Origin of the sequence: Halodesulfovibrio marinisediminis DSM 17456 (genome assembly GCF_900129975.1) — a bacterium.
Taxonomy (GTDB): domain Bacteria; phylum Desulfobacterota; class Desulfovibrionia; order Desulfovibrionales; family Desulfovibrionaceae; genus Halodesulfovibrio; species Halodesulfovibrio marinisediminis.
The window spans coordinates 155859-175480 of sequence record NZ_FSRG01000007.1 but is presented as its reverse complement, the minus strand read 5'-3'; the positions used below and the strand labels follow the sequence as shown (position 1 = coordinate 175480).

15 protein-coding genes and 3 tRNA genes are annotated in these 19622 nt (G+C 44.5%); 5 read left to right on the top strand and 13 right to left on the bottom strand.

The features are described 5' to 3' along the window. Positions 1-173 precede the first annotated feature (173 nt). Both BUR09_RS14905 and BUR09_RS14900 read left to right on the top strand, forming a co-directional pair. Positions 174-1313, top strand: a complete 1140-nt coding sequence (locus tag BUR09_RS14905) for a pyridoxal phosphate-dependent aminotransferase (protein WP_074217743.1) — start codon at positions 174-176, stop codon at positions 1311-1313. Between the two features lie 288 nt (positions 1314-1601). Next, on the top strand, positions 1602-3464 hold the full coding sequence (locus BUR09_RS14900; RefSeq protein WP_139296869.1) for a sigma-54 interaction domain-containing protein: 1863 nt from the start codon (positions 1602-1604) through the stop codon (positions 3462-3464). Positions 3465-3561: 97 nt separating this feature from the next. Here BUR09_RS14900 and BUR09_RS14895 read toward each other — a convergent pair whose 3' ends face one another. The 13 genes from BUR09_RS14895 to lysS form a co-directional block, all read right to left on the bottom strand. Beyond that, on the bottom strand, positions 3562-3876 hold the full coding sequence (locus tag BUR09_RS14895) for a NifB/NifX family molybdenum-iron cluster-binding protein (RefSeq protein WP_074217742.1): 315 nt from the start codon (positions 3874-3876) through the stop codon (positions 3562-3564). 47 nt (positions 3877-3923) lie between these two features. Then, positions 3924-4553, bottom strand: a complete 630-nt coding sequence (thiE, locus tag BUR09_RS14890; protein ID WP_074217741.1) for a thiamine phosphate synthase — start codon at positions 4551-4553, stop codon at positions 3924-3926. Next, positions 4553-5356, bottom strand: coding sequence for a hydroxyethylthiazole kinase (thiM, locus tag BUR09_RS14885; RefSeq protein WP_074217740.1), 804 nt, complete (start codon positions 5354-5356; stop codon positions 4553-4555). Before thiM ends, thiE begins: the two co-directional genes overlap by 1 nt. 166 nt (positions 5357-5522) lie before the next feature. After that, positions 5523-6359, bottom strand: coding sequence for an LpxI family protein (locus BUR09_RS14880; protein ID WP_074217793.1), 837 nt, complete (start codon positions 6357-6359; stop codon positions 5523-5525). A 77-nt stretch (positions 6360-6436) separates the two neighbouring features. Then, positions 6437-7228, bottom strand: a complete 792-nt coding sequence (gene lpxA, locus BUR09_RS14875; RefSeq protein WP_074217739.1) for an acyl-ACP--UDP-N-acetylglucosamine O-acyltransferase — start codon at positions 7226-7228, stop codon at positions 6437-6439. 1 nt (position 7229) lies between these two features. Next, positions 7230-7694: a 3-hydroxyacyl-ACP dehydratase FabZ gene (fabZ, locus tag BUR09_RS14870; protein WP_074217738.1), complete on the bottom strand. Its 465-nt coding sequence runs from the start codon at positions 7692-7694 to the stop codon at positions 7230-7232. Positions 7695-7706: 12 nt separating this feature from the next. Beyond that, complete coding sequence (lpxD, locus tag BUR09_RS14865) at positions 7707-8717, bottom strand: UDP-3-O-(3-hydroxymyristoyl)glucosamine N-acyltransferase (RefSeq protein WP_074217737.1); 1011 nt, start codon at positions 8715-8717, stop codon at positions 7707-7709. Between the two features lie 15 nt (positions 8718-8732). Next, positions 8733-9287: an OmpH family outer membrane protein gene (locus BUR09_RS14860; protein WP_074217736.1), complete on the bottom strand. Its 555-nt coding sequence runs from the start codon at positions 9285-9287 to the stop codon at positions 8733-8735. A 305-nt stretch (positions 9288-9592) separates the two neighbouring features. Continuing rightward, a complete protein-coding gene (locus BUR09_RS14855) occupies positions 9593-11350 on the bottom strand; it encodes an N-acetylmuramoyl-L-alanine amidase (protein ID WP_074217735.1) in 1758 nt (585 codons plus the stop codon). Between the two features lie 161 nt (positions 11351-11511). Beyond that, the gene (bamA, locus tag BUR09_RS14850; protein WP_074217734.1) at positions 11512-14199 is read right to left on the bottom strand and encodes an outer membrane protein assembly factor BamA; all 2688 of its coding nucleotides are present in this window, start codon (positions 14197-14199) and stop codon (positions 11512-11514) included. Further along, complete coding sequence (locus BUR09_RS14845) at positions 14183-14872, bottom strand: ABC transporter ATP-binding protein (RefSeq protein WP_074217733.1); 690 nt, start codon at positions 14870-14872, stop codon at positions 14183-14185. Before BUR09_RS14845 ends, bamA begins: the two co-directional genes overlap by 17 nt. After that, complete coding sequence (locus tag BUR09_RS14840) at positions 14873-16099, bottom strand: lipoprotein-releasing ABC transporter permease subunit (RefSeq protein WP_074217732.1); 1227 nt, start codon at positions 16097-16099, stop codon at positions 14873-14875. Positions 16100-16108: 9 nt separating this feature from the next. Next, complete coding sequence (gene lysS / locus BUR09_RS14835) at positions 16109-17614, bottom strand: lysine--tRNA ligase (RefSeq protein ID WP_074217792.1); 1506 nt, start codon at positions 17612-17614, stop codon at positions 16109-16111. 283 nt (positions 17615-17897) lie between these two features. On the opposite strand from lysS, the gene BUR09_RS14830 reads away from it, so the two are divergent. The 3 genes from BUR09_RS14830 to BUR09_RS14820 all read left to right on the top strand — a co-directional run bounded on the left by BUR09_RS14830 (position 17898) and on the right by BUR09_RS14820 (position 19337). Then, positions 17898-17973: transfer RNA gene (locus tag BUR09_RS14830), tRNA-Asn, on the top strand. A 606-nt stretch (positions 17974-18579) separates the two neighbouring features. Continuing rightward, positions 18580-18655, top strand: a tRNA-Asn gene (locus tag BUR09_RS14825). Between the two features lie 606 nt (positions 18656-19261). Then, positions 19262-19337, top strand: a tRNA-Asn gene (locus tag BUR09_RS14820). Positions 19338-19622: the final 285 nt, after the last annotated feature.

The window sequence follows — 19622 nt, the reverse complement described above, 5'->3', positions numbered from 1 at the left end:
GAAGTTTAAAGAGCGTTCAACTCTGCCATAAATTCATCTGATTGGCAAAGTCTTGTTATACTGGCGGGCTCGCACAGCCTCTTTTAAAAAAAAAGCACTTCACGTATACCCGCATCAACTTGCTGCATTACCTACAACAAGGCACTACGCATATATGGAGATTTTTTACCATCATGAAAGATTCCACAACATCCACACAACAAGGCGCTCACGGGGGCGAAGTATTTCGTATTGCACGCGAAACAGGCACTGCGCTTTCCAACATTACGGATTTTTCCAGTAATGCCAATTCACTGTGCCAAGACATCACAGAAGAAATTCTTTTCTCCAATATGCAAGGAGCATACAGCGACTACAACCATTATCCGGACACTTGGTCGTCTGAGCTCACCGCAGCAATTGCCACACATGAATCAGTCTCACAGTCAGAACTAATTGTCGGTCACGGTTCTACCGAAACAATTTTTCTCACGTTTCAACAGCTTAAGCCCAAAAAAGTTTTACTTGTGGGACCGATGTTCTCAGAATACGCCAAGGCATGCTCTGTATTTGCTGAAGAATATGAAGTGATCAACTGTCCATCTGATGTTTCTTTTATTCCAGACCCTGCTGAATTTGCAATCACAGCAGACTACGACCTTGTAGTCCTCTGTTCCCCTAACAACCCTGCCACTGTCACCTACCCGAACATGCGGGAAATTCTTAAAGCAATAAAAAGCCCATATATATTGCTAGACTCAACCTATCGAGAATTTTTGCACGGGGAGCCGGAATACGATGCTACACGCACAGCAATGTACCGTGAATGGTGCAATTCGAGCACGCGCATCATCACCATGCATAGCTTTACCAAGTTTTTTTACTGCACAGGTGTCCGCCTGGGATATGCCCTCAGCGACACTGACACCATCACAAAACTCAAGCAAGGTAAAATGCCATGGACAGTTACTGCTTCTGCTCAAAAAGCAGGCATTGAATTCCTGAAGCGCATCGACCGCTACCGTGAGCGTCTTCCGCAAATGCGCACCTATCGTACCATGTTTACAAACGAGATACGTTCAACAGACGTATTTGCTTCAGACGCAATTTTTTGCGGAGTTAATTTTTTGTTCTGCCGATTGAAAAAGCCTGAACAAGGAGCACAGTTCTATCAATTTTTGCTTGAACGAAACATCCTTGTGCGGCTTTGCGACAACATTCCCGGAACAGAGAAAGGATTTATTCGCATGCAGGTAAAATCACCTGAAGAATGGAAAACGCTTATTACAGCGCTGCATGACTGGAACGCTCTTCTCAACACATCCCGTTGTTAAAAAAAGCCTTTAGAACGACAAAAGCCCAGTGAGGGGAACACTGGGCTTTTGTCAAAAATGAAGCGACTGAATCATTTCCGTGAAGCGAGGGACCACACGGACTTGACACCGAAAAGAGCGGTATTTACCGTTCTTTTGTTTTTCTATTAGCACATCCTGTGCCAAAAACAGCGTTCACGCTAATAAGGCTAATACCAACACTTTTCCGTTGACGCATACGGATGAGTAAGCTACGAAATTTCGTTGATTACGATTTTTCGTAACGAAATAATGGAGCGAGGGGAAATAATGGCACCATCTAACAACAACTTACATGACGATTCGGACACGCAGCGTGTTGAAAAAACCTCAAAACGAGTTTTCAGCACCACGTTTTCCGGACGTGATGTCACGATTAGTGACTTTCCTTTACCTAAGGATGCCAAACAGGAGTCTTTTCCCCTACCCGCTACACCGGAAGAACGACAGGAACAAAAACATCCTAAAAGCTATAAGAGACTCCAAACAAAACTCAAATCGCTGGACATCACTCCATTTCTAGATTTGATGCTGTCTGTAGCACACGAACGCGATCCATCAAAAATTATTGAACGGGCAAGCACCGGTTACAAAGGCACCCATGTCACCATGGGGGCTTTCTGGCTTCGACCTACACAAAAGATGGCTGACATTGTCACTCCACATCCGTCAGCTGACTCCATGTTGAAGTTAGTGGCATATTCTGGCATTGGTGACCGTACACCATCTGACTGGAATCATACTCTTGGAACCTTCGATCTTGTTCCAGTTACAGAACCTATTTTTGCTTCATGCCAAAAAGGCATTCCTTCCATCGGTCCTTCACCTGAAGACTGGAACCGTCCTAAATGGGCTATTGAGGAAGGGTACTACGCCTACTCATCATTCCCTGTAATGTACAACGATGAATTCCTTGGTATTTTATCAACGTTTTACGACCGCCCAATGATAGGACCGTTCGCTCAGCTGCATTCTATGCATCAAAAGATGCACAAAATTTTTGCGGACACCGTCGCACGTGCACTAGTTAACGCTGTAGCTTTTGAAGAGATTCAAAAGCTGCGCGGTGAACTTGAGCTGGAAAACGAACTTCTACGCCGTGTGGTGCAGGAAAGACGCCTCGATGACAAGCTCATCGGAGACTCCGATTCCCTTGTCCGTGTCATGGAACAAATCGATGTTGTGTCACCTACAGACGCAAGCGTGCTTTTACTTGGAGAGTCCGGCACCGGTAAAGAACTGTTGGCAGAAGCCATTCACAGCCGTTCGACCCGTAGTCAAAGTGCTTTTGTACGCGTAAACTGTTCTGCTATCCCACACGAACTTTTTGAAAGCGAATTTTTCGGACATGTTAAAGGCTCTTTTACCGGAGCAATCCGTGACAGGGTAGGACGTTTCCAAATGGCAGACGGTGGCACACTCTTTCTGGACGAAGTTGGGGAAATCCCGCTGGAACTTCAAGGCAAACTTCTTCGAGTCCTGCAAGAAGGTACCTTTGAACAAGTCGGTGACGACCGGTCCCGAAAAGTAAACGTGCGCATCGTTGCCGCGACAAACAAAGACCTCACGAAAGAGGTAGCTGCTGGTCGTTTCAGACAAGACCTATATTTCCGTCTTTCTGTATTTCCGATCAATGTACCACCACTCAGGGAACGCCGTAACGACATTCCACTTTTAACACGTCACTTTATCAGCCTTGCTGCAAAGCGGATGAACGTCACCCCACCGCGCTTAAAGCCACACCATGTAGAAAAACTACAAGCATACGACTGGCCGGGTAACGTCAGGGAACTACAAAACGTTGTCGAGCGTGCCGTCATTATGTCGCACAGCGGAGGCATGGAGTTTTACATTCAAGATAACAGCCACGCCACACCGCCGAAAGAGATGAATGTGCACGCCTACTCATCTACGCAACCGACGGCAACGCCACCAGCTTCCGCACCTCGTCCTCAGGATATTATTACAGAAGCTGAATGGACCGCTATGCAACGGGAAAACATTCTTCAGGCGCTAGATGCCACCAACTGGCGAGTACAAGGCAATGGTGGCGCTGCGGAAATTTTGGGGATTAAGCCAACCACATTACGATCTCGGATGCAAAAACTTGGGATAAAAAAACTATCACCTTAAGACGTCCCAGCCTTACCCAAGGAAAAGAAAAAGCGACTCATCGCCTATACGATGGGTCGCTCTTACATACAAATTATGAGTAACTCTTCTTCAAGCACTACGAAGCAAAATACCTTTGCAGCGCTTCGTCGACAGTTCCGTCATATCCGATCCCCGAAAAAACACCGCCTTCACTCAGATAAAAACGGGTCTTAGCGCCCACATCACCACACAGCACAGCAGTCACGCCTTCTTTTATAAGCCACTGAGCAACCTTGCGTCCTGCAGCTTCAGGGTCGTCCCTATACGGATTAACCTGGATAACGCGTTGATCACCTTCCTGCTCAACCAGCACAAACATATCTGCACGTCCAAACACAGGCTCGACTATGTAGTCGTCATTTCTTTTCCTCGCTGCCACAGCAATCTTCATACACCCCTCACAAAAACACTAGATAGTTCCAACAACTACCACGCCTTCTACACAAAGGCTGCTTTGCGCAGTTCTTGAGCTGCATCTTTAGGAGACAAGGCACCACAAATCGCAGACACAACAGCAATCCCGTCTGCTCCTGCCGCAATAACATCTGCAGCATTTGCAGTAGTAATACCTTCAAATCCAACTATTGGGAGAGTAGTCATACTGCGTGCTTTTCTCACTCCAGAAATCTGCCACGGTTTTACATTACGTGGGATTGATGGTGTGGAAAACACAGGTGAAATACCAATGTAGTCAACATCAAGAACATTCGCCTCTTCAATCTGCTCTGGTGTTTCAACTGTTATACCGACAATGGCCTCGCCACCAATTAGTGCACGGACATCCTGTACACGCATATCAGTCTGCCCTACGTGCACACCATCTGCACGTACGGCAAGAGCAATATCAACACGGTCATTAATAATTAGCGGAATCTCCAAGGGAGCAAGCAAAGCACGCAACTGACGAGCTCTCTCAACAAACTCTCTTGTTTCCAACGTCTTTTCACGTAACTGAACCATAGTCACACCACCACGTACAGCAGCGGCCACGGTTTCTTCAAGCGGCATCATAGTACAACGGCTGCTATCTGTTACCAGATAAAGTGAAAAGTCTGCACTTTCTCTCATTACACAACCCTCACTTCGACAAGTCTGCTTATGTCGTTTTCAGTCACGTTATGAAGCGCATCAACAAACTGTACAGAGAATGTCCCAGGACCGTTTGATGCTACTTCCGCAAGTCCACCAGCTGCCGCCATACATCCCATTCCTGATACCGCAGCCGCAAAACTATCTTCGCTGATTGCCAGATGTGCACCGCAGATTGCAGTAGCAATACATCCCATTCCGGTAACAAGAGGCATGTAGTCACTTCCACCAGTTATGTTATAAACCGTCTCGCCATCCGTCACTACATCAACGCAACCGGAGACAGCGACTATACAACGATATTTTTTTGCTAGCGCTTTCGCACTAATCTCTGCTTCACTTGAGTCTTTACAGGAATCAACACCTCGTGTGGCAACATCTGCGCCTGCAAGTGCCATAATTTCTGAAGCATTACCCCGCACCAGCGACACGGCACCCTCTTCAAGAAGAGTTAGTGAGGTTTCCGTACGCAAAGTGGATGCACCGGCACCTACAGGATCAAGCACAACCGGTTTATAGTTTGCTGCTGCGATAGATGCTGCAAGCCGCATACTTTCAATCCAATCGGCACTCAACGTCCCAATATTTATAACAAGAGAGCCGGATATTTTTATCAATTCTTCCAGTTCTTCTTTTGCATGAGCCATTATTGGCGAGGCACCCGCACTGAGAAGAGCATTCGCGGTAGAATTCATGACAACATAGTTCGTAATGCTATGGACGATTGGGCCACTGCCACGTACTTTATCTATATTGTCCCAAATAGTATTAACTGAATACATAGTGCACCTTCCTATAATGACGTTATGAGTCTCAACTATTAGAATATGGTATAGTTTACTCGTAAGCTACTATATTGCAAATAAAAAACGGAACAACCAATACACTTCACAAACATGATACAGTATATTGGCTATTCCGTCATGGAACCGGAAGAGTATACTTTGTTTAAATCAAACTCTTCTTAAATTCATCATCAACACCTACGATGGCAATATTATGGTCATTAGCAAGTGCTAGCGCGGCTTCTTTGTCGAAAAAAAGTGTCTTATTAGCATAATAGGCGAGACAACTGTAGCCGCCATCAACTAAATTCTGAATAGTGTTTAAACCAAGCGCAGGAAGATCGATACGTTCATCTTGATTCGGCTTCAGCAACTTAATGGCAACACAGCCCTTGCCGCCAAGCTCTGCACCACGCTTAATCGTTGCATCAGTACCTTCAAGACATTCTACAGCAATAACCATGTGTTCACGAACAACAATGCACTGCCCAATATCCATGCTACCGATTTGTTCACCAATCGGAATACCGTACGCCAGCGTCTCACGCTGTTTATCAGTGAGTTTTTTCTTTGTAAGAACACCGGAAGGGCCGCGTAGATTCGGTACAAGTTCAGCAGCCTGAACAATTTTCAGCCCTTCAGACTCTAATTCATCAAGAACACCGCGCAGAAGCACATCATCGCCCTTAGAACGAACCTTAAAAAGCACTTTTGCCGCACGTAAATCCGGACGCACATCCAGTGCCTTAGGTTTATTAATGGCACCGGCAAAACATACGCGGGTTACGCCGTTCTTCTTAAAAAACTGTATAAGCTTAGAAAGAGCACCAAGATGCAACATCTCAAAGACATCTGCATGATTCTCAATTTCCGGATCTGTATGGCCAACAAAACCACACATTACTACGCAAAGCCCCTCTTCACGGGCACCTTGCGCTACAAGCTCAGGAAACTGCCCAGCACCTGCAATAATTCCTATTCGCTCCTGTAATGCTGCCATTTTTTTCTGCTCCATAAACTAAAAAGGAAGGAAGGCACTACACCTTCCTTCCTTGCATTTCGATTCACCAGTGCAGTTTAATCGGTATGTGCGGGCAAAATACCACGCTCACTCTTGCGCACAAACTCAACAAACTCGAGAACCTCTGGGAAGTTTCCAAATTCATATTCCAGCTGTTCAAGAGCCTCTTTACGAGGTGTTGAAGAATGCCAGATAAGTTTAAATGCATTTTTAAGAGCACGAATAACTTCACGGGAAGCTTTCAAGCGGCGCAGTCCCACTAAGTTAGGACCATTTACGCCTGCGCGGTTACCAGTAGCAAGCATGTATGGAGGTAAGTCCTGACCAATACCTGACATACCGCCAACAAATGCATGCTTACCGATACGTACAAACTGGTGCACAGCAGACAGTCCCGCAATAATCGCATTATCGCCAACCTCTACATGGCCAGCAAGGGTTGCATTGTTTGACATGATAATGCTGTCACCGAGGAAGCAATCATGCGCAACGTGTGTGTACGCCATCATGAGGTTATTGCTGCCAATAACAGTTTCAAAACCGCCATCTTCAGTACCGCGGTGCAGAGTCGCAAATTCACGGATGCTGTTGTTATCGCCGATTTTTAACCAGCTCACTTCACCGTGGAACTTGAGATCCTGCGGAACACCACCAACCGCCGCATAGGAATGGACGTGGTTGTTCTTACCCATATGGGTATGCTGCTTAACAGATGCAAAAGCGTCGATCTTTGTTCCGTCACCGATGATGACATCATCTTCAATAACGGCACAAGGTCCAACGACAACCCCTTCTCCCAGTTCCGCTTTTGGCGAAACAAAGGCAGAAGGATGAATTTCAGTAGCCACGCTACATATCCTCCTTATTCATGATAGCGGCTGTCATTTCTGCTTCTGCAGCAAGCACACCATCAACATATGCTTTGCCTTCCATTTTCCACAATTTCAACTTGTGACGAATAAGACGACACTTAAGCTCAAGCTTATCACCAGGGTACACAGGCTTACGGAAACGAACTTTTTCCATACCTGTAAAGAGGAATAACTTGTCTTCGAGCGGCATATCTGTGCTTTTCAACACGAGAAGTCCGCCTGCCTGAGCAAGAGCTTCCATAATAAGCACACCTGGCATTACAGGAATACCAGGGAAGTGTCCCTGAAAGAACGGCTCGTTCATTGTAACGTTTTTGTACGCTTCAATAGACTCGAGCGGAGTGTAGTCTACAACACGGTCTACAAGTAAAAATGGGTATCTATGTGGAAGCAGATCAAGAATCTGACGAATATCCAGAATGTTTTGTTCGGTGGCAGTCATCGTTGTGTACCTCTATTTTTTCAACGCTTCGATTTCTTTTTCGAGCTGTTTTACTCGTTTAAACAGGTCAGGAATTTTAGGAGAAAGAGTTGTATGACGCATGAATATCCCCTTTTCCATCGCCGGCATACCAGCCATTGTTACTCCAGCCGGTATATCTTTTCCTACTCCGGTTTTTGGTCCGACAGTTGCGCCGTCGCCAATGTTCAGGTGGCCTGCAATGCCTGCCTGCCCTGCCATTACAACACCGTTACCAATTTTTGTGGAACCGGAAATACCTACCTGTGACACAATCAGGCAGTTACTGCCCATTTCTACATTATGCCCGAGCATAACAAGATTATCAATTTTTGTTGCGTCACCCACACTTGTGGAACCAAGTACAGCGCGGTCAATGGTAGTGTTTGCACCAATTTCGACATCGTTACCGATAGTTACGGTACCGATCTGTGGAATTTTCTGTACTCCATGTTCAGTAGGAGCAAATCCAAATCCATCACCACCAAGCACGACACCTGCATGAATAATGCAGTCATCGCCCACAGTTGTTTCTGCCATAAGCACAGCATTTGGATACAAAATGCAGTCAGCCCCGATAGTGGAATCTTCTCCGATATAACATCCCGGGAAAATAACAGTACCGGAACCGATTGTAGCACGTGGACCGATAAAAGCATGTGGGTACACGGTTACATCATCAGCAATTGTAGCAGTAGGATCAATAAAGGCCAGTTCTGAAATGCCCTTCATTTCACCTTGCGGCTTGGCAAAGATTGCAACGCAACGAGCAAAGTCAAAATACGGGTTTTCACTAATAAGCGCGCGCTGAACATTCTCTGCCTGATCGGCAGTACAAACAACTGCACCAGCTTTAGTTTCTGCAAGTTTTGAAGCATACTTAGGATTAGCCAGAAAACTAAGTTCTGTTTCCAGAGCAGCTTCAAGGGTGTTTACACCTGTTATTTCAAGATCTTCACCAGCAAACTCAAGACCAAGATGTTGTGCGATTGTAGAAAGCAGCATGCTTAACCGTATTCCTTATTTTTTATCTTTTTTCTGTGAAGCTTTAATTTTTTCAAGCTTAGCACGGTACAAACGGTTAACTACAACCATTACCTGCTTTGTTACGTCAACAGGGTTCTTAATGTACAAAACAGCACCCTGTGCTTTAGCGATAATCATTTCGTAACCGTTTTTCTTACCAAATTCGCGGGTAGCTTCAAGCATGAGGGCAGACATGTCACGGAGAGCAGCCTGTTCTGCAGCACGAGCACGCTGTACGAACTGCTGCTGACGCTGAGCAAGCCCCATCTCTTCTTTACGGAGTTCTTCGATTTTTGCTTTTTTAGCATCGTCTGAAAGAGCCTGGCTCTGAACACGGAACTCTTTTACTTTTGCCTCAAAAGCAACTTTATCTTCTTTAAGTTTCTTGTCTTCAGCACCAAAAGTCTGCTTCATTGCCTTAGCAATTGCCAGTGCTGGTTCAGAATCTTTAGCGATGACTCCAAAATCAACTTCACCGTATTTTGCAGCTACCGCAGATGAAGCGAAAAGAAAAGTACAAGCCACTACCGCTAAAAGAATATTACGCATCGAATGCTCCTAAAAAAAATTTCGTTACTTAATAACAAGTTAATCGTTTAACCATCGATAGAAACTATCAAGTAGATTGAGTGGATAGCGTTATCAAATTCCACAGTCAAGGAGTTGAGACTTCTGCCCCCCCAATCTGCAACTACAGGCCTAGTACGAGGTTTCCACTACATTCTCAAGTGACTGATTGTATGAAATAATATAATTTTATAACATAGCAGTATGTTAACGAAAATCAGTAGTACACATAAAACCTATATGCTGTCAGTGAGAAATCGACCATCCCCCGCATTATTTAACGGCAGCTACATCGCTGCATAGTTCTTCAAGTTAGTTCTGTACGTACTTAATGCGTCAGCAATACCATCTGCCAGCAAATTCAAATAAGAATTATTACGAAGACGTTTTGCTTCTGTCGGGTTTGAACAATACCCGAGTTCTACCAGAATGGACGGCATTTTTGCCCCCATCAAAACGTAGAATGGTGCACTTCGTACTCCATTACTCTTAGACTTCCAGCCTTTGGCACGTACTTTTTTTACCATACTTTTCTGTACCAGTTCTGCGAGAGCCTTAGATTCCTGCATCTTGGAATTGAGCATCAAGTCTGTCAAAATAAATTGCAAATCACTGATGCGCTTTTCTGAGATAGCGTTCTCACGCGCTGCGATACGGCGTGCACTTTTTGAACGTGCTAAGTTCAAGTAATATGTCTCAATGCCATTTACTCTCGACTTCCTGCTTGCGTTAATATGCAATGAAACAAACAAATCAACCTTTTGCACGTTCGCTTTTGCAGTACGTTCTTCCAGAGGGATAAAGACATCTGACGAACGTGTATACAACACGTTGAACCCTTTTGCCTTAAGTTTTTTACCCAGCATTTTCGCAACATTAAGAACATAATCTTTTTCGCGAATTCTGTTTTTAGCTGCACCTGGATCTTTACCACCATGACCAGCATCAATCATAACTGTTTTTACAGTCAACCCGAGCTGTTCAATAAGATCAGGAATCTTACGTGAAGGTGGAACTGTACGGGATGGCTTCTTAGGCTTCTGCACAGATGGCTTTCTGGACAAATCAACAGGCGGATGGCTCATGTTCCCATCCTTCGGCGCAGAGACGTCCACAACTACCCTATACGGATTTTCCAACGCAAAAACGGTATATTTTTGTACTGATTCAAAATCAAGCACAACCCTGCTGGTTCCCGGAACCGGCTTACCAACACGGATCATCTGTAAGATGCCGTCATAAATTTTCAGTTCATCCTTTACCGCCTGAGAAGGCACAGTCCCATCCAAATCAATATAAAGTCTGAACGGCAACTTTCGAACAGGATCAGCATTTAAAAACTTATACTGATGCTTTGCTTCTCCACTTAAATCAATAACGACCCGAGTATAGTCATTACTGCTTGTAAAGCGAATCCCTTTGAGAGCAACTTTATTAGAAGCCTTACGTGGCTTACTTACTGTGGTGGTAGTATGTGATGTTGGCTGATGCTTTTGAGGCGATTTTGAAGCCGTAGTGCCCCCTCTAACTTCCGAAAGAATCTTACGATGGAGAGCCAATGCCTCCTTATACTTATCCCCCGCCTGGTACTTGCTGAGAATAGTATTTAACGTCTTTCTGGCCTCAGCTGACTGATTCAAGTTGTAATACTGTACCCGTGCCATCCTGTAGAGAGCATCGTCCGTCCATGAGTGTCTGGTAAAACGCTTGGAACATCGGTTGTAATAATCAACCGCAGCCTGATAGTCAGAACGGAGGTAGGAACGCCTTGCCAGCTCCTCATTCACACGTCCCATGTAATACAACACCTTAGGGGCATAGGAACCGTCAGGATTAGCTTGATAGATAGCGATAAATTTATCTTCCAACCGTTTCCAGTTGGAACGATAGCGTGCTTGTTTTGAGTTTTTAACAAGCGATCTAAATTGATTCAACGCGGTTTGATAATCCCGACTAATGTTGGCGTAGGAATCCGTAACTGAGAGAAGAAGAAAAAGAAGAAGCAAAGGCAAGCAACGCATACCTTTTTTTCTGGTAATTAGCATAGTTTTCCTAGTTATTCCGCGCAATGAGTTGGAGTTTAGAACAATGCCGCCAATAGATAATCATTATAAGGATACTTAAACCCGTCAAAGGGTGCAACCCTGACAAATGTTTTACCATAAAAAAGCGCGGCCATAAGGCCGCGCTTTTACTTTACTGCTTTTTAGAATGCCTGACCCATTGCAAACTCGAAGCGAGGAGACTGTTTTTCCCCATTCACATCTGCAAGTGGAATACCGTATGCGAATCGCAAATCACCCATCGGTGAACGCCAACGCAATTCAAGTCCGGTACTATAAAGCCACTCTTTATTGGACTTAAGTCCATTATCTTTTTCATCGTAGTTGATACCAACATCGAAGAAAGGAACTAATGTCATACCAAGATCATTCTCAAAGTACCACTGGTATTCAAAGTTAGCGAATGCCATACGGGTACCACCAATCTTGTCACCATCATTCTGACGGACAGCAAAGTCATTTAGGTCATAGCCACGCACGCTATTGATACCACCAAGCCAGAAACGTTCTACAATAGGAATTTTGTCGTAAGAGCTACCGTTTGGAAGCAAAGCTCCGGCTTTTGCTCGAGCCATCAGCACATGATCATTATTCAAGGCATAGAACTGGCGGGCTTCGCCAATAACTTTGATAAAGTCATCAGTACCCTGAAGGATACCGCCACCATAGTTAACAGTGAAAGTTACAACGTTCCCAGCAGTTGGACGCTGGAAATTGTCTATGGTGTTACGGGTGAATGAAGCATGAACAACACTTGCATAACGAGTACCGTCTTCAGACTGCTCTTTAATTAGATTACTTGCATTCTTTTTAACGTCAGTAATCTGGTACTGGTCAAAACGGTAACCGGCATAAACACGAGACCATTTACCCACAGGATAACCAAAGCTGACTTTACCACCAGTTTTATTGTAGTCGTAATCATCATATTCAGTATTTGTAATGTAGGTACGGGCACTGAAAGACAGATCACTATCGTACACACTAGGGTTCAAGAAGCTTAAGTCATAGGAAGTCTTTTTAGAGGAGAAGCTACTGGTAAAAGCAAGCTTGTAACCTTTACCCCACAGGTTATCTTCCTTGATGGAACCGGAAAAACCAACGCCATCATAAGATGACCAACCTACACCAGCCATTACAGAACCGGTGTTCTTCTCTTTAACTTTAACCTTAAGATCAACTTCTTCAGGAGACTGGGTAGGAACAATGTTCACACTTGCTTCTGAGAAGTAGCCAAGATTGTTCAATTTACGGTTACTGTCGCGAAGCTTTTCACCGTTAAAAAGTTCTCCGTCAGTCAAGTCAACAGCGCGGCGCACTACGTTATCACGAGTACGGGTGTTACCTTCCATAACTACACGGCGAACATATACTTTATTCTTTTTATCAACTTTGTAGTTGACGTTTGCAATGTTGCCTTCTTCACGTTTAATACCGAAATCAACATCCGCGTACGCGTACCCATAATTGGCATACCAATCTGAGATCTTAGTACTATCATCACGAAGAACAGTATAGTTAAGATACTCTTCCTCTTCCTTCCACTCGTCCAGTCCAATAATGGACAGGAGCTTTTCGTCAGGTTCGATAAGGTCACCGGAGAAGGTGATAGTACCAAGTTTGTAACGTTCTCCCTCTGAAACAGGGAAGGTAATTACAATACCGTCTTCTTCATAATCAACACGAGCACTACCTACGCGGACATCAAGGAAGCCACGGTTCAGGTAGTACGCTGCAATCGCAGCTACGTCACGCTCAAGGTAGTCTTCACGCAGCACGCCGGAACCGGTCAACCATGAGAGCAAACCACGCTCAGACAGCGCAAGCTCACCCTTAATGTCATCTGCATCAAGCTGTTCGATACCTTCAAGCTTAATATCTTTGATGTAAAGTTTTTCACCTTCATTTACAGTAAATGTAAGTGTTGCACCTGTAGTACCGCGTTCAATTTTGTAATCAACTTCGGCAAGGTAGTAGCCTTCCTTTCTGTACAAATCACGAACACGCGCAATATCGTCAGCCAGGAATTTTTCGTTAAGAACAGCGCCCTGCTTTGAGTTGATTGCAGCAAGAATATCGTCACTATCTACAGCATCGGAACCGGAGATAACGATATTATTGATCTTCGGCTTTTCCACAACAGTGAATACAAGCTCGTTTCCGTCACGCTTTTTCTCAACAGAAACCTGTACATCACTGAAGTAACCAAGCTTATAAATACGCTTAATTTCTTCGTTAATTTTTTTGCTGTCGATAGGATCACCCTTCTGAATTCGCATACGCAGAAGAACTACGTCTGGATCCAGAACCTTAGTACCCTTAACAACAATATTTGAAATGGACTGTTTACGCAGCATTTCGTTTGTAGCCTGAGCTACAAGTTCATCTACAGCGGGAAGCACATTAATAAGTCCGGACTTATTAATATAGATAGGCTTAGCAGGCTGAAGTCCATAAGCTTCAACCAAACGAGCATCAATAGAAAGCTGCTCTCCGACCTGTGTAAAGCTACCGTATACAGCATAGTCTGCGTTAGACAGCAAAGACAGATCTCGAACAGTTGAAATATTTAATTCGGTAACAGCATTTTCTGCTAAAAGTTTTTCCACTTCTTCATTGGGAACAATAAAAAAGTTTTTTGCAGCCAAACGCTCCCCGATTAATTCAGGTAACCCATCTTCCAAGTAACTCAGGTCTTCTCCAGAGTTAACAGCAAATGGCAACACAAGTACCCGAATTCCATTCCGTGGCGCAGCAAATGCGCTTACAGCCATTAACAGCGTAAGCAACATGAAGACCATGGCAACACATGGTCTAGCCTGTTTGGACATAAAGTTCTCCAGCTCGCAGTTCAAGACGCCGACGCATAATATCTGACAACTCAGGATTATGCGTAACTACAACCAATGTCATACCCAGCTCATCATTTAGTCGAAGAAGTAGTTCCCCAACTGACTCGCCAGTGCGTTCATCAAGATTACCAGTGGGTTCATCTGCAAGCAGGACAGAAGGACGCATAAGAATAGCACGGGCTATAGCTGCCCGCTGCCTTTCTCCCCCCGACAGTGTTGTAACTTTATGATCAAGACGTCTTCCAAGCCCAACAAGTTGCAACATCTCGTCGGCACGTTCAAACGCCTCTTTTTTAGCCACACCACCAATAATCGCTTGCATCGCTACGTTTTCAATCGTCGAGAACTCAGGCAACAGATGATGAAACTGAAAAACAAAACCGATCTCCCGATTTCGTACTGCAGCCTTCGCGTCATCGGACAATTCCGCCAGATTTCGACCATTGAAAAGCAGCTCACCCCTCGAAGGAATATCAAGGGTTCCCAATAGATGCAAGAGAGTACTTTTACCTGACCCCGATGCACCGGTGATGGCAAGAGCCTCACCCTGCTCAATAACAAGGTCCAAATTATTTATAACCGTAAGCAGCTCAGCAGGACCTTCGTAGTCCTTCCCTACTCCCTTCAGTTCATATAACGGTCCAGCACACATTTATTCGTACCTCAATGCATCTGCCGGTTCCAGTTTTGCGGCCTGCTTTGCAGGGTAAAGGGTTGCAATAAAGCACAACACCATTGCGGCCCCACCGATAACCACCAAATCTGTCCAATCATACAGAACCGGTATCTTATCTAATGAATACACACCCTTTGGAAGTTGTACGAATTGATATCGTTTTAACAATTCACCAACAACCAATCCCAGAACAAAGCCTAGGGAAGTCCCCACAACACCGATTATGGTTCCTTGCAGCATAAAGATTCTACGAATCTGTTGCTTGGTTGCCCCCATGGACATAAGCACCGCAATATCGCGAGTTTTTTCCATAACGAGCATGACCAAAGTGGTAATAATGGAAAAAGATCCAACAAGCACAATCAGCGTAAGAATAACGCCCATTGCAGTCTTTTCCAATTTCAATGCGGCAAACAAATTGGCATTCATATCCATCCAGCTACGAGCATAGAAAGGATATCCACCAAGTTTTTCTGTTACTTTATTGGCTACGACATCCGCGTTGTTTACATTGCTGACTGAAAGTTCCAACCCTGTAACGGCATTATTACTCCACCCGAGCAACTCTCGTGCTGAGTCGAGTGTTACAAAAGCAAGGGAAGAATCATACTCCCACATGCCTGTTTTATAGATGCCCACAACCCTGAAGTTGCGCACTCGCGGTACAAAGCCCTGTGATGTTTTTTTACCGGATGGTGAAAGAAGATTGATGCGCCGCCCGACACCTACGCCAAGGCGCTTGGCAAGCTCCTTACCGATGATGATACCCGGAAGTCCTTTCCGGTTAAGCTCGGGGAAGCCGCCGTCTTGCATGTACTTGCGAATGGTGAGCACCTTATCAGCAGACTCCGGCTGCACACCACGCAGAATAATACCTTTCACACCCTGAGATGAGGAAGCCATAAGTTCTGAGTAAATAAAAGGGGTGACCCCGGTTACACCGGAGACACCCTCAATTTCATTCATCAACTCAGTATAGCCGGTCATATTACCAGCTGCACTCATGGTAATTACGTGAGCATTCACGCCCAGAATTTTATCCCTCAAGTCCTTTGTGAAACCATTCATCACACCCAGAACTACGATGAGCGAAGCAACACCGAGAGCAACTCCGAGAACAGAAATAATCGAAATAACAGATATAAACGACTGTTTCCGGCGCGCAAAAAGGTATCGCAACGCAATGAAGGACTCAAATTTCATAAGCTATGGCTAACTCTCCGGTTTAAGGAGTGGGAAGAGAATTACCTCACGAATTGATGGGGAATCAGTAAGAAGCATTACGAGACGGTCAATACCGATACCCTGACCAGCAGCCGGAGGCATGCCGTATTCAAGAGCACGAAGGTAATCTTCGTCCATGTAGTGTGCTTCATCATCACCCGCTTCTTTTTCTGCAACCTGATCAAGGAAGCGCAGACGCTGATCAACAGGATCGTTAAGTTCAGAGAATGCGTTACCAAGCTCACGGCCGGTCATGAACAGTTCATAACGGTCAGTAAAACGAGGATCATCTTCGTTTTTACGAGAAAGCGGAGAGATTTCTGTCGGGTAATTGTAAATAAAGGTTGGCTGAATCAGTTCTGGCTCAACATCGAGGTCAAACAGTTTAGCCTGAAGCTTAGCAAGCTTTTCGCCTTCAATAACTTTTTCCCCACGGCTCTTCAGGTGAGCAGCAAGCTTGTCGTAATCTTCGTACAGTTCTTTGGTATGACCACCAATAACTTCGAGAGACTCGAGGAAGCCGATGCGACGCCAAGTGCCAGGAGTCAGGTCAATTTCCTGTCCCTGGTATGTGACAACGGTAGTACCGCACACTTTCTTAGCAATATGTCCGAAAAGCTCTTCTGTCAGATCCATAAGATCTTCAAAAGTTGCGTACGCCCAGTAGAACTCACACATGGTAAATTCAGGGTTATGCTGAGTAGAAACACCTTCGTTACGGAAGTTACGGTTAATTTCAAAAACTTTTTCGAAACCACCAACGAGCAGACGTTTCAAGTAAAGTTCCGGCGCAATACGCATGTACATGTCATGTTCCTGCGCATTGTGGTAGGTGACAAATGGACGAGCAGTCGCGCCACCAGGAATTGGGTGCATCATAGGAGTTTCAACTTCCATAAAGCCCTTATCTTCCATAAATCTACGGAACTCACGTACAATTGCAGTACGCTTGCGGAAAATTTCGCGAGTCTTAGGCGTTACGATAAGGTCAACGTAGCGCTGACGGTATCGAATCTCAACGTCTTTAAGACCGTGGTACTTTTCTGGGAGCGGACGGATGGATTTAGTAATAAGCTGAACGCTCTTACAATCCAAAGTCAGTTCACCTGTTTTTGTGCGGAACAATGTACCCACAACACCAACGATATCGCCGATGTCAAATTTCTTAAACTTCTGGTATGATTCAGTACCAAGAGAATCGCGGGCAGCGTAACACTGCATCTTGCCGCTGTTATCAAGAACGTGGAAGAAGGTAACCTTACCGAAAGAACGAAGACCGACAATACGGCCTGCGCAGAAGAATTCCTTATCAAGGGATTCTAACTCTTCGGCACTCAACCCTTCATATTCTGCACGAATTTGAGAAAAATTGTCTTCCTTTCTAAACCCATTTGGGTACAAGGAAACGCCTGCGTCCATTAAGTCGCAGGACTTTGCCACTCTATTCTTCACCACCTCGTTAAGCTCATCGCGCTCAACGAAGCTTTCCAGCATAGGCATGAAGTACTCTACATGACTGGATTTGGTGGGAAGTTTTATTTTTTTACGTTTTGACTGTTCCTGTTCGCTCACGGGATCACTCCGTATAATGAATTCGATCACTGCTGAATTGGGAAGGGTTATGCCAATTACCAGCAATCGTCAAGGAACCCTCTCATCTCTGAGCAGAAAAATATCATTAAAAAATTTTTTTTAAAGAAATATAAAAAAGGCTTGACGGTCCCACAGGTTTTCTCTAAACACTTTTTCGCGCTAAGGGAAACCGAAGCACACATATTCCTCGATGGCTCAATAGGCAGAGCGGGTGACTGTTAATCACTAGGTTGTAGGTTCAAGTCCTACTCGAGGAGCCAGATTTCAAAAGCCTCTTTCGAAAGAAAGAGGCTTTTTTTTGCTTACACCTTAGCAGTCTATTCAAGCCACATCTTATCGCCACTTCCCCCACATAACAGTTGAATGATTTTGAAAACACCTCAAACAAGTTCATCCTCCTCTACTTTCTCCCTCATTAAAAACAACATATTACGCTTCCCACTAAGTAAAGTTTTAACTCCCTCCTTGTTTGAGAATTAGATAAAAACAGCAACGACACTAGTACAGAAAAAATAAGGCACGCCACGCACTCAACCGATTCAGCAAAATCCCCCCTCCTACCAGCTATTTTTTTGACCGAGGCAATACACTCTATCTAACACCACCCCAGCCTCTTAGCCATCCCCCGTCCTTACAACTTGAACCATAGCTACATGCTCCTCCATCACACCCCTTACTCTTTATCAGCATCCACCTTGAATCAATACACATACATGTCAAATCACACTCCTCATAGACATTTAACCTCATAAGCAGCTCTTGATGATAAAAAGTTTTTTTCATTTTTTCTTATTTTTTTATTGACGAGCACGAAGCAAATCCGTAAACACTTTTCCGCACTGAGGGAAACACCTCAAGCAACATATTCCTCGATGGCTCAATAGGCAGAGCGGGTGACTGTTAATCACTAGGTTGTAGGTTCAAGTCCTACTCGAGGAGCCAGAACTCAAAAGCCTCTTTCGAAAGAAAGAGGCTTTTTTTTGCTTACACCTTAGCAGTCTATTCAAGCCACATCTTATCGCCACTTCCCCCACATAACAGTTGAATGATTTTGAAAACACCTCAAACAAGTTCATCCTCCTCTACTTTCTCCCTCATTAAAAACAACATATTACGCTTCCCACTAAGTAAAGTTTTAACTCCCTCCTTGTTTGAGAATTAGATAAAAACAGCAACGACACTAGTACAGAAAAAATAAGGCACGCCACGCACTCAACCGATTCAGCAAAATCCCCCCTCCTACCAGCTATTTTTTTGACCGAGGCAATACACTCTATCTAACACCACCCCAGCCTCTTAGCCATCCCCCGTCCTTACAACTTGAACCATAGCTACATGCTCCTCCATCACACCCCTTACTCTTTATCAGCATCCACCTTGAATCAATACACATACATGTCAAATCACACTCCTCATAGACATTTAACCTCATAAGCAGCTCTTGATGATAAAAAGTTTTTTTCATTTTTTCTTATTTTTTTATTGACGAGCACGAAGCAAATCCGTAAACACTTTTCCGCACTGAGGGAAACACCTCAAGCAACATATTCCTCGATGGCTCAATAGGCAGAGCGGGTGACTGTTAATCACTAGGTTGTAGGTTCAAGTCCTACTCGAGGAGCCAGATTTCAAAAGCCTCTTTCGAAAGAAAGAGGCTTTTTTTTATTCTCCCTCCACAAATAACTGTTCCTTGCAGCATCAATTTTTACTAAAAAAAGACCGGCTAACATTGCATCTGTATAGTTTTTATACACAGTAGACGCAGACCTCATTACTGAGTATTCTACGCACGTTTAATTTGCAGGAATTCAATTTTTATTTTTTTCTGCAGACAGTTAAACCATAACACAGGTGTACTACCTACGCTTTCGTACTACACCCTGTGCCCGTGCATAAACCTGCACAGTGC

Excerpts from the sequence above, each read along its gene's own strand:
- BUR09_RS14905 (WP_074217743.1), top strand. The coding sequence starts at position 174 with ATGAAAGATTCCACAACATCCACACAACAAGGCGCTCACGGGGGCGAA.
- BUR09_RS14900 (WP_139296869.1), top strand. The coding sequence starts at position 1,602 with ATGGCACCATCTAACAACAACTTACATGACGATTCGGACACGCAGCGT.
- BUR09_RS14895 (WP_074217742.1), bottom strand. The coding sequence starts at position 3,876 with ATGAAGATTGCTGTGGCAGCGAGGAAAAGAAATGACGACTACATAGTC.
- thiE (WP_074217741.1), bottom strand. The coding sequence starts at position 4,553 with ATGAGAGAAAGTGCAGACTTTTCACTTTATCTGGTAACAGATAGCAGC.
- thiM (WP_074217740.1), bottom strand. The coding sequence starts at position 5,356 with ATGTATTCAGTTAATACTATTTGGGACAATATAGATAAAGTACGTGGC.
- BUR09_RS14880 (WP_074217793.1), bottom strand. The coding sequence starts at position 6,359 with ATGGCAGCATTACAGGAGCGAATAGGAATTATTGCAGGTGCTGGGCAG.
- fabZ (WP_074217738.1), bottom strand. The coding sequence starts at position 7,694 with ATGACTGCCACCGAACAAAACATTCTGGATATTCGTCAGATTCTTGAT.
- lpxD (WP_074217737.1), bottom strand. The coding sequence starts at position 8,717 with ATGCTGCTTTCTACAATCGCACAACATCTTGGTCTTGAGTTTGCTGGT.
- BUR09_RS14860 (WP_074217736.1), bottom strand. The coding sequence starts at position 9,287 with ATGCGTAATATTCTTTTAGCGGTAGTGGCTTGTACTTTTCTTTTCGCT.
- BUR09_RS14855 (WP_074217735.1), bottom strand. The coding sequence starts at position 11,350 with ATGCTAATTACCAGAAAAAAAGGTATGCGTTGCTTGCCTTTGCTTCTT.
- bamA (WP_074217734.1), bottom strand. The coding sequence starts at position 14,199 with ATGTCCAAACAGGCTAGACCATGTGTTGCCATGGTCTTCATGTTGCTT.
- BUR09_RS14845 (WP_074217733.1), bottom strand. The coding sequence starts at position 14,872 with ATGTGTGCTGGACCGTTATATGAACTGAAGGGAGTAGGGAAGGACTAC.
- BUR09_RS14840 (WP_074217732.1), bottom strand. The coding sequence starts at position 16,099 with ATGAAATTTGAGTCCTTCATTGCGTTGCGATACCTTTTTGCGCGCCGG.
- lysS (WP_074217792.1), bottom strand. The coding sequence starts at position 17,614 with ATGCTGGAAAGCTTCGTTGAGCGCGATGAGCTTAACGAGGTGGTGAAG.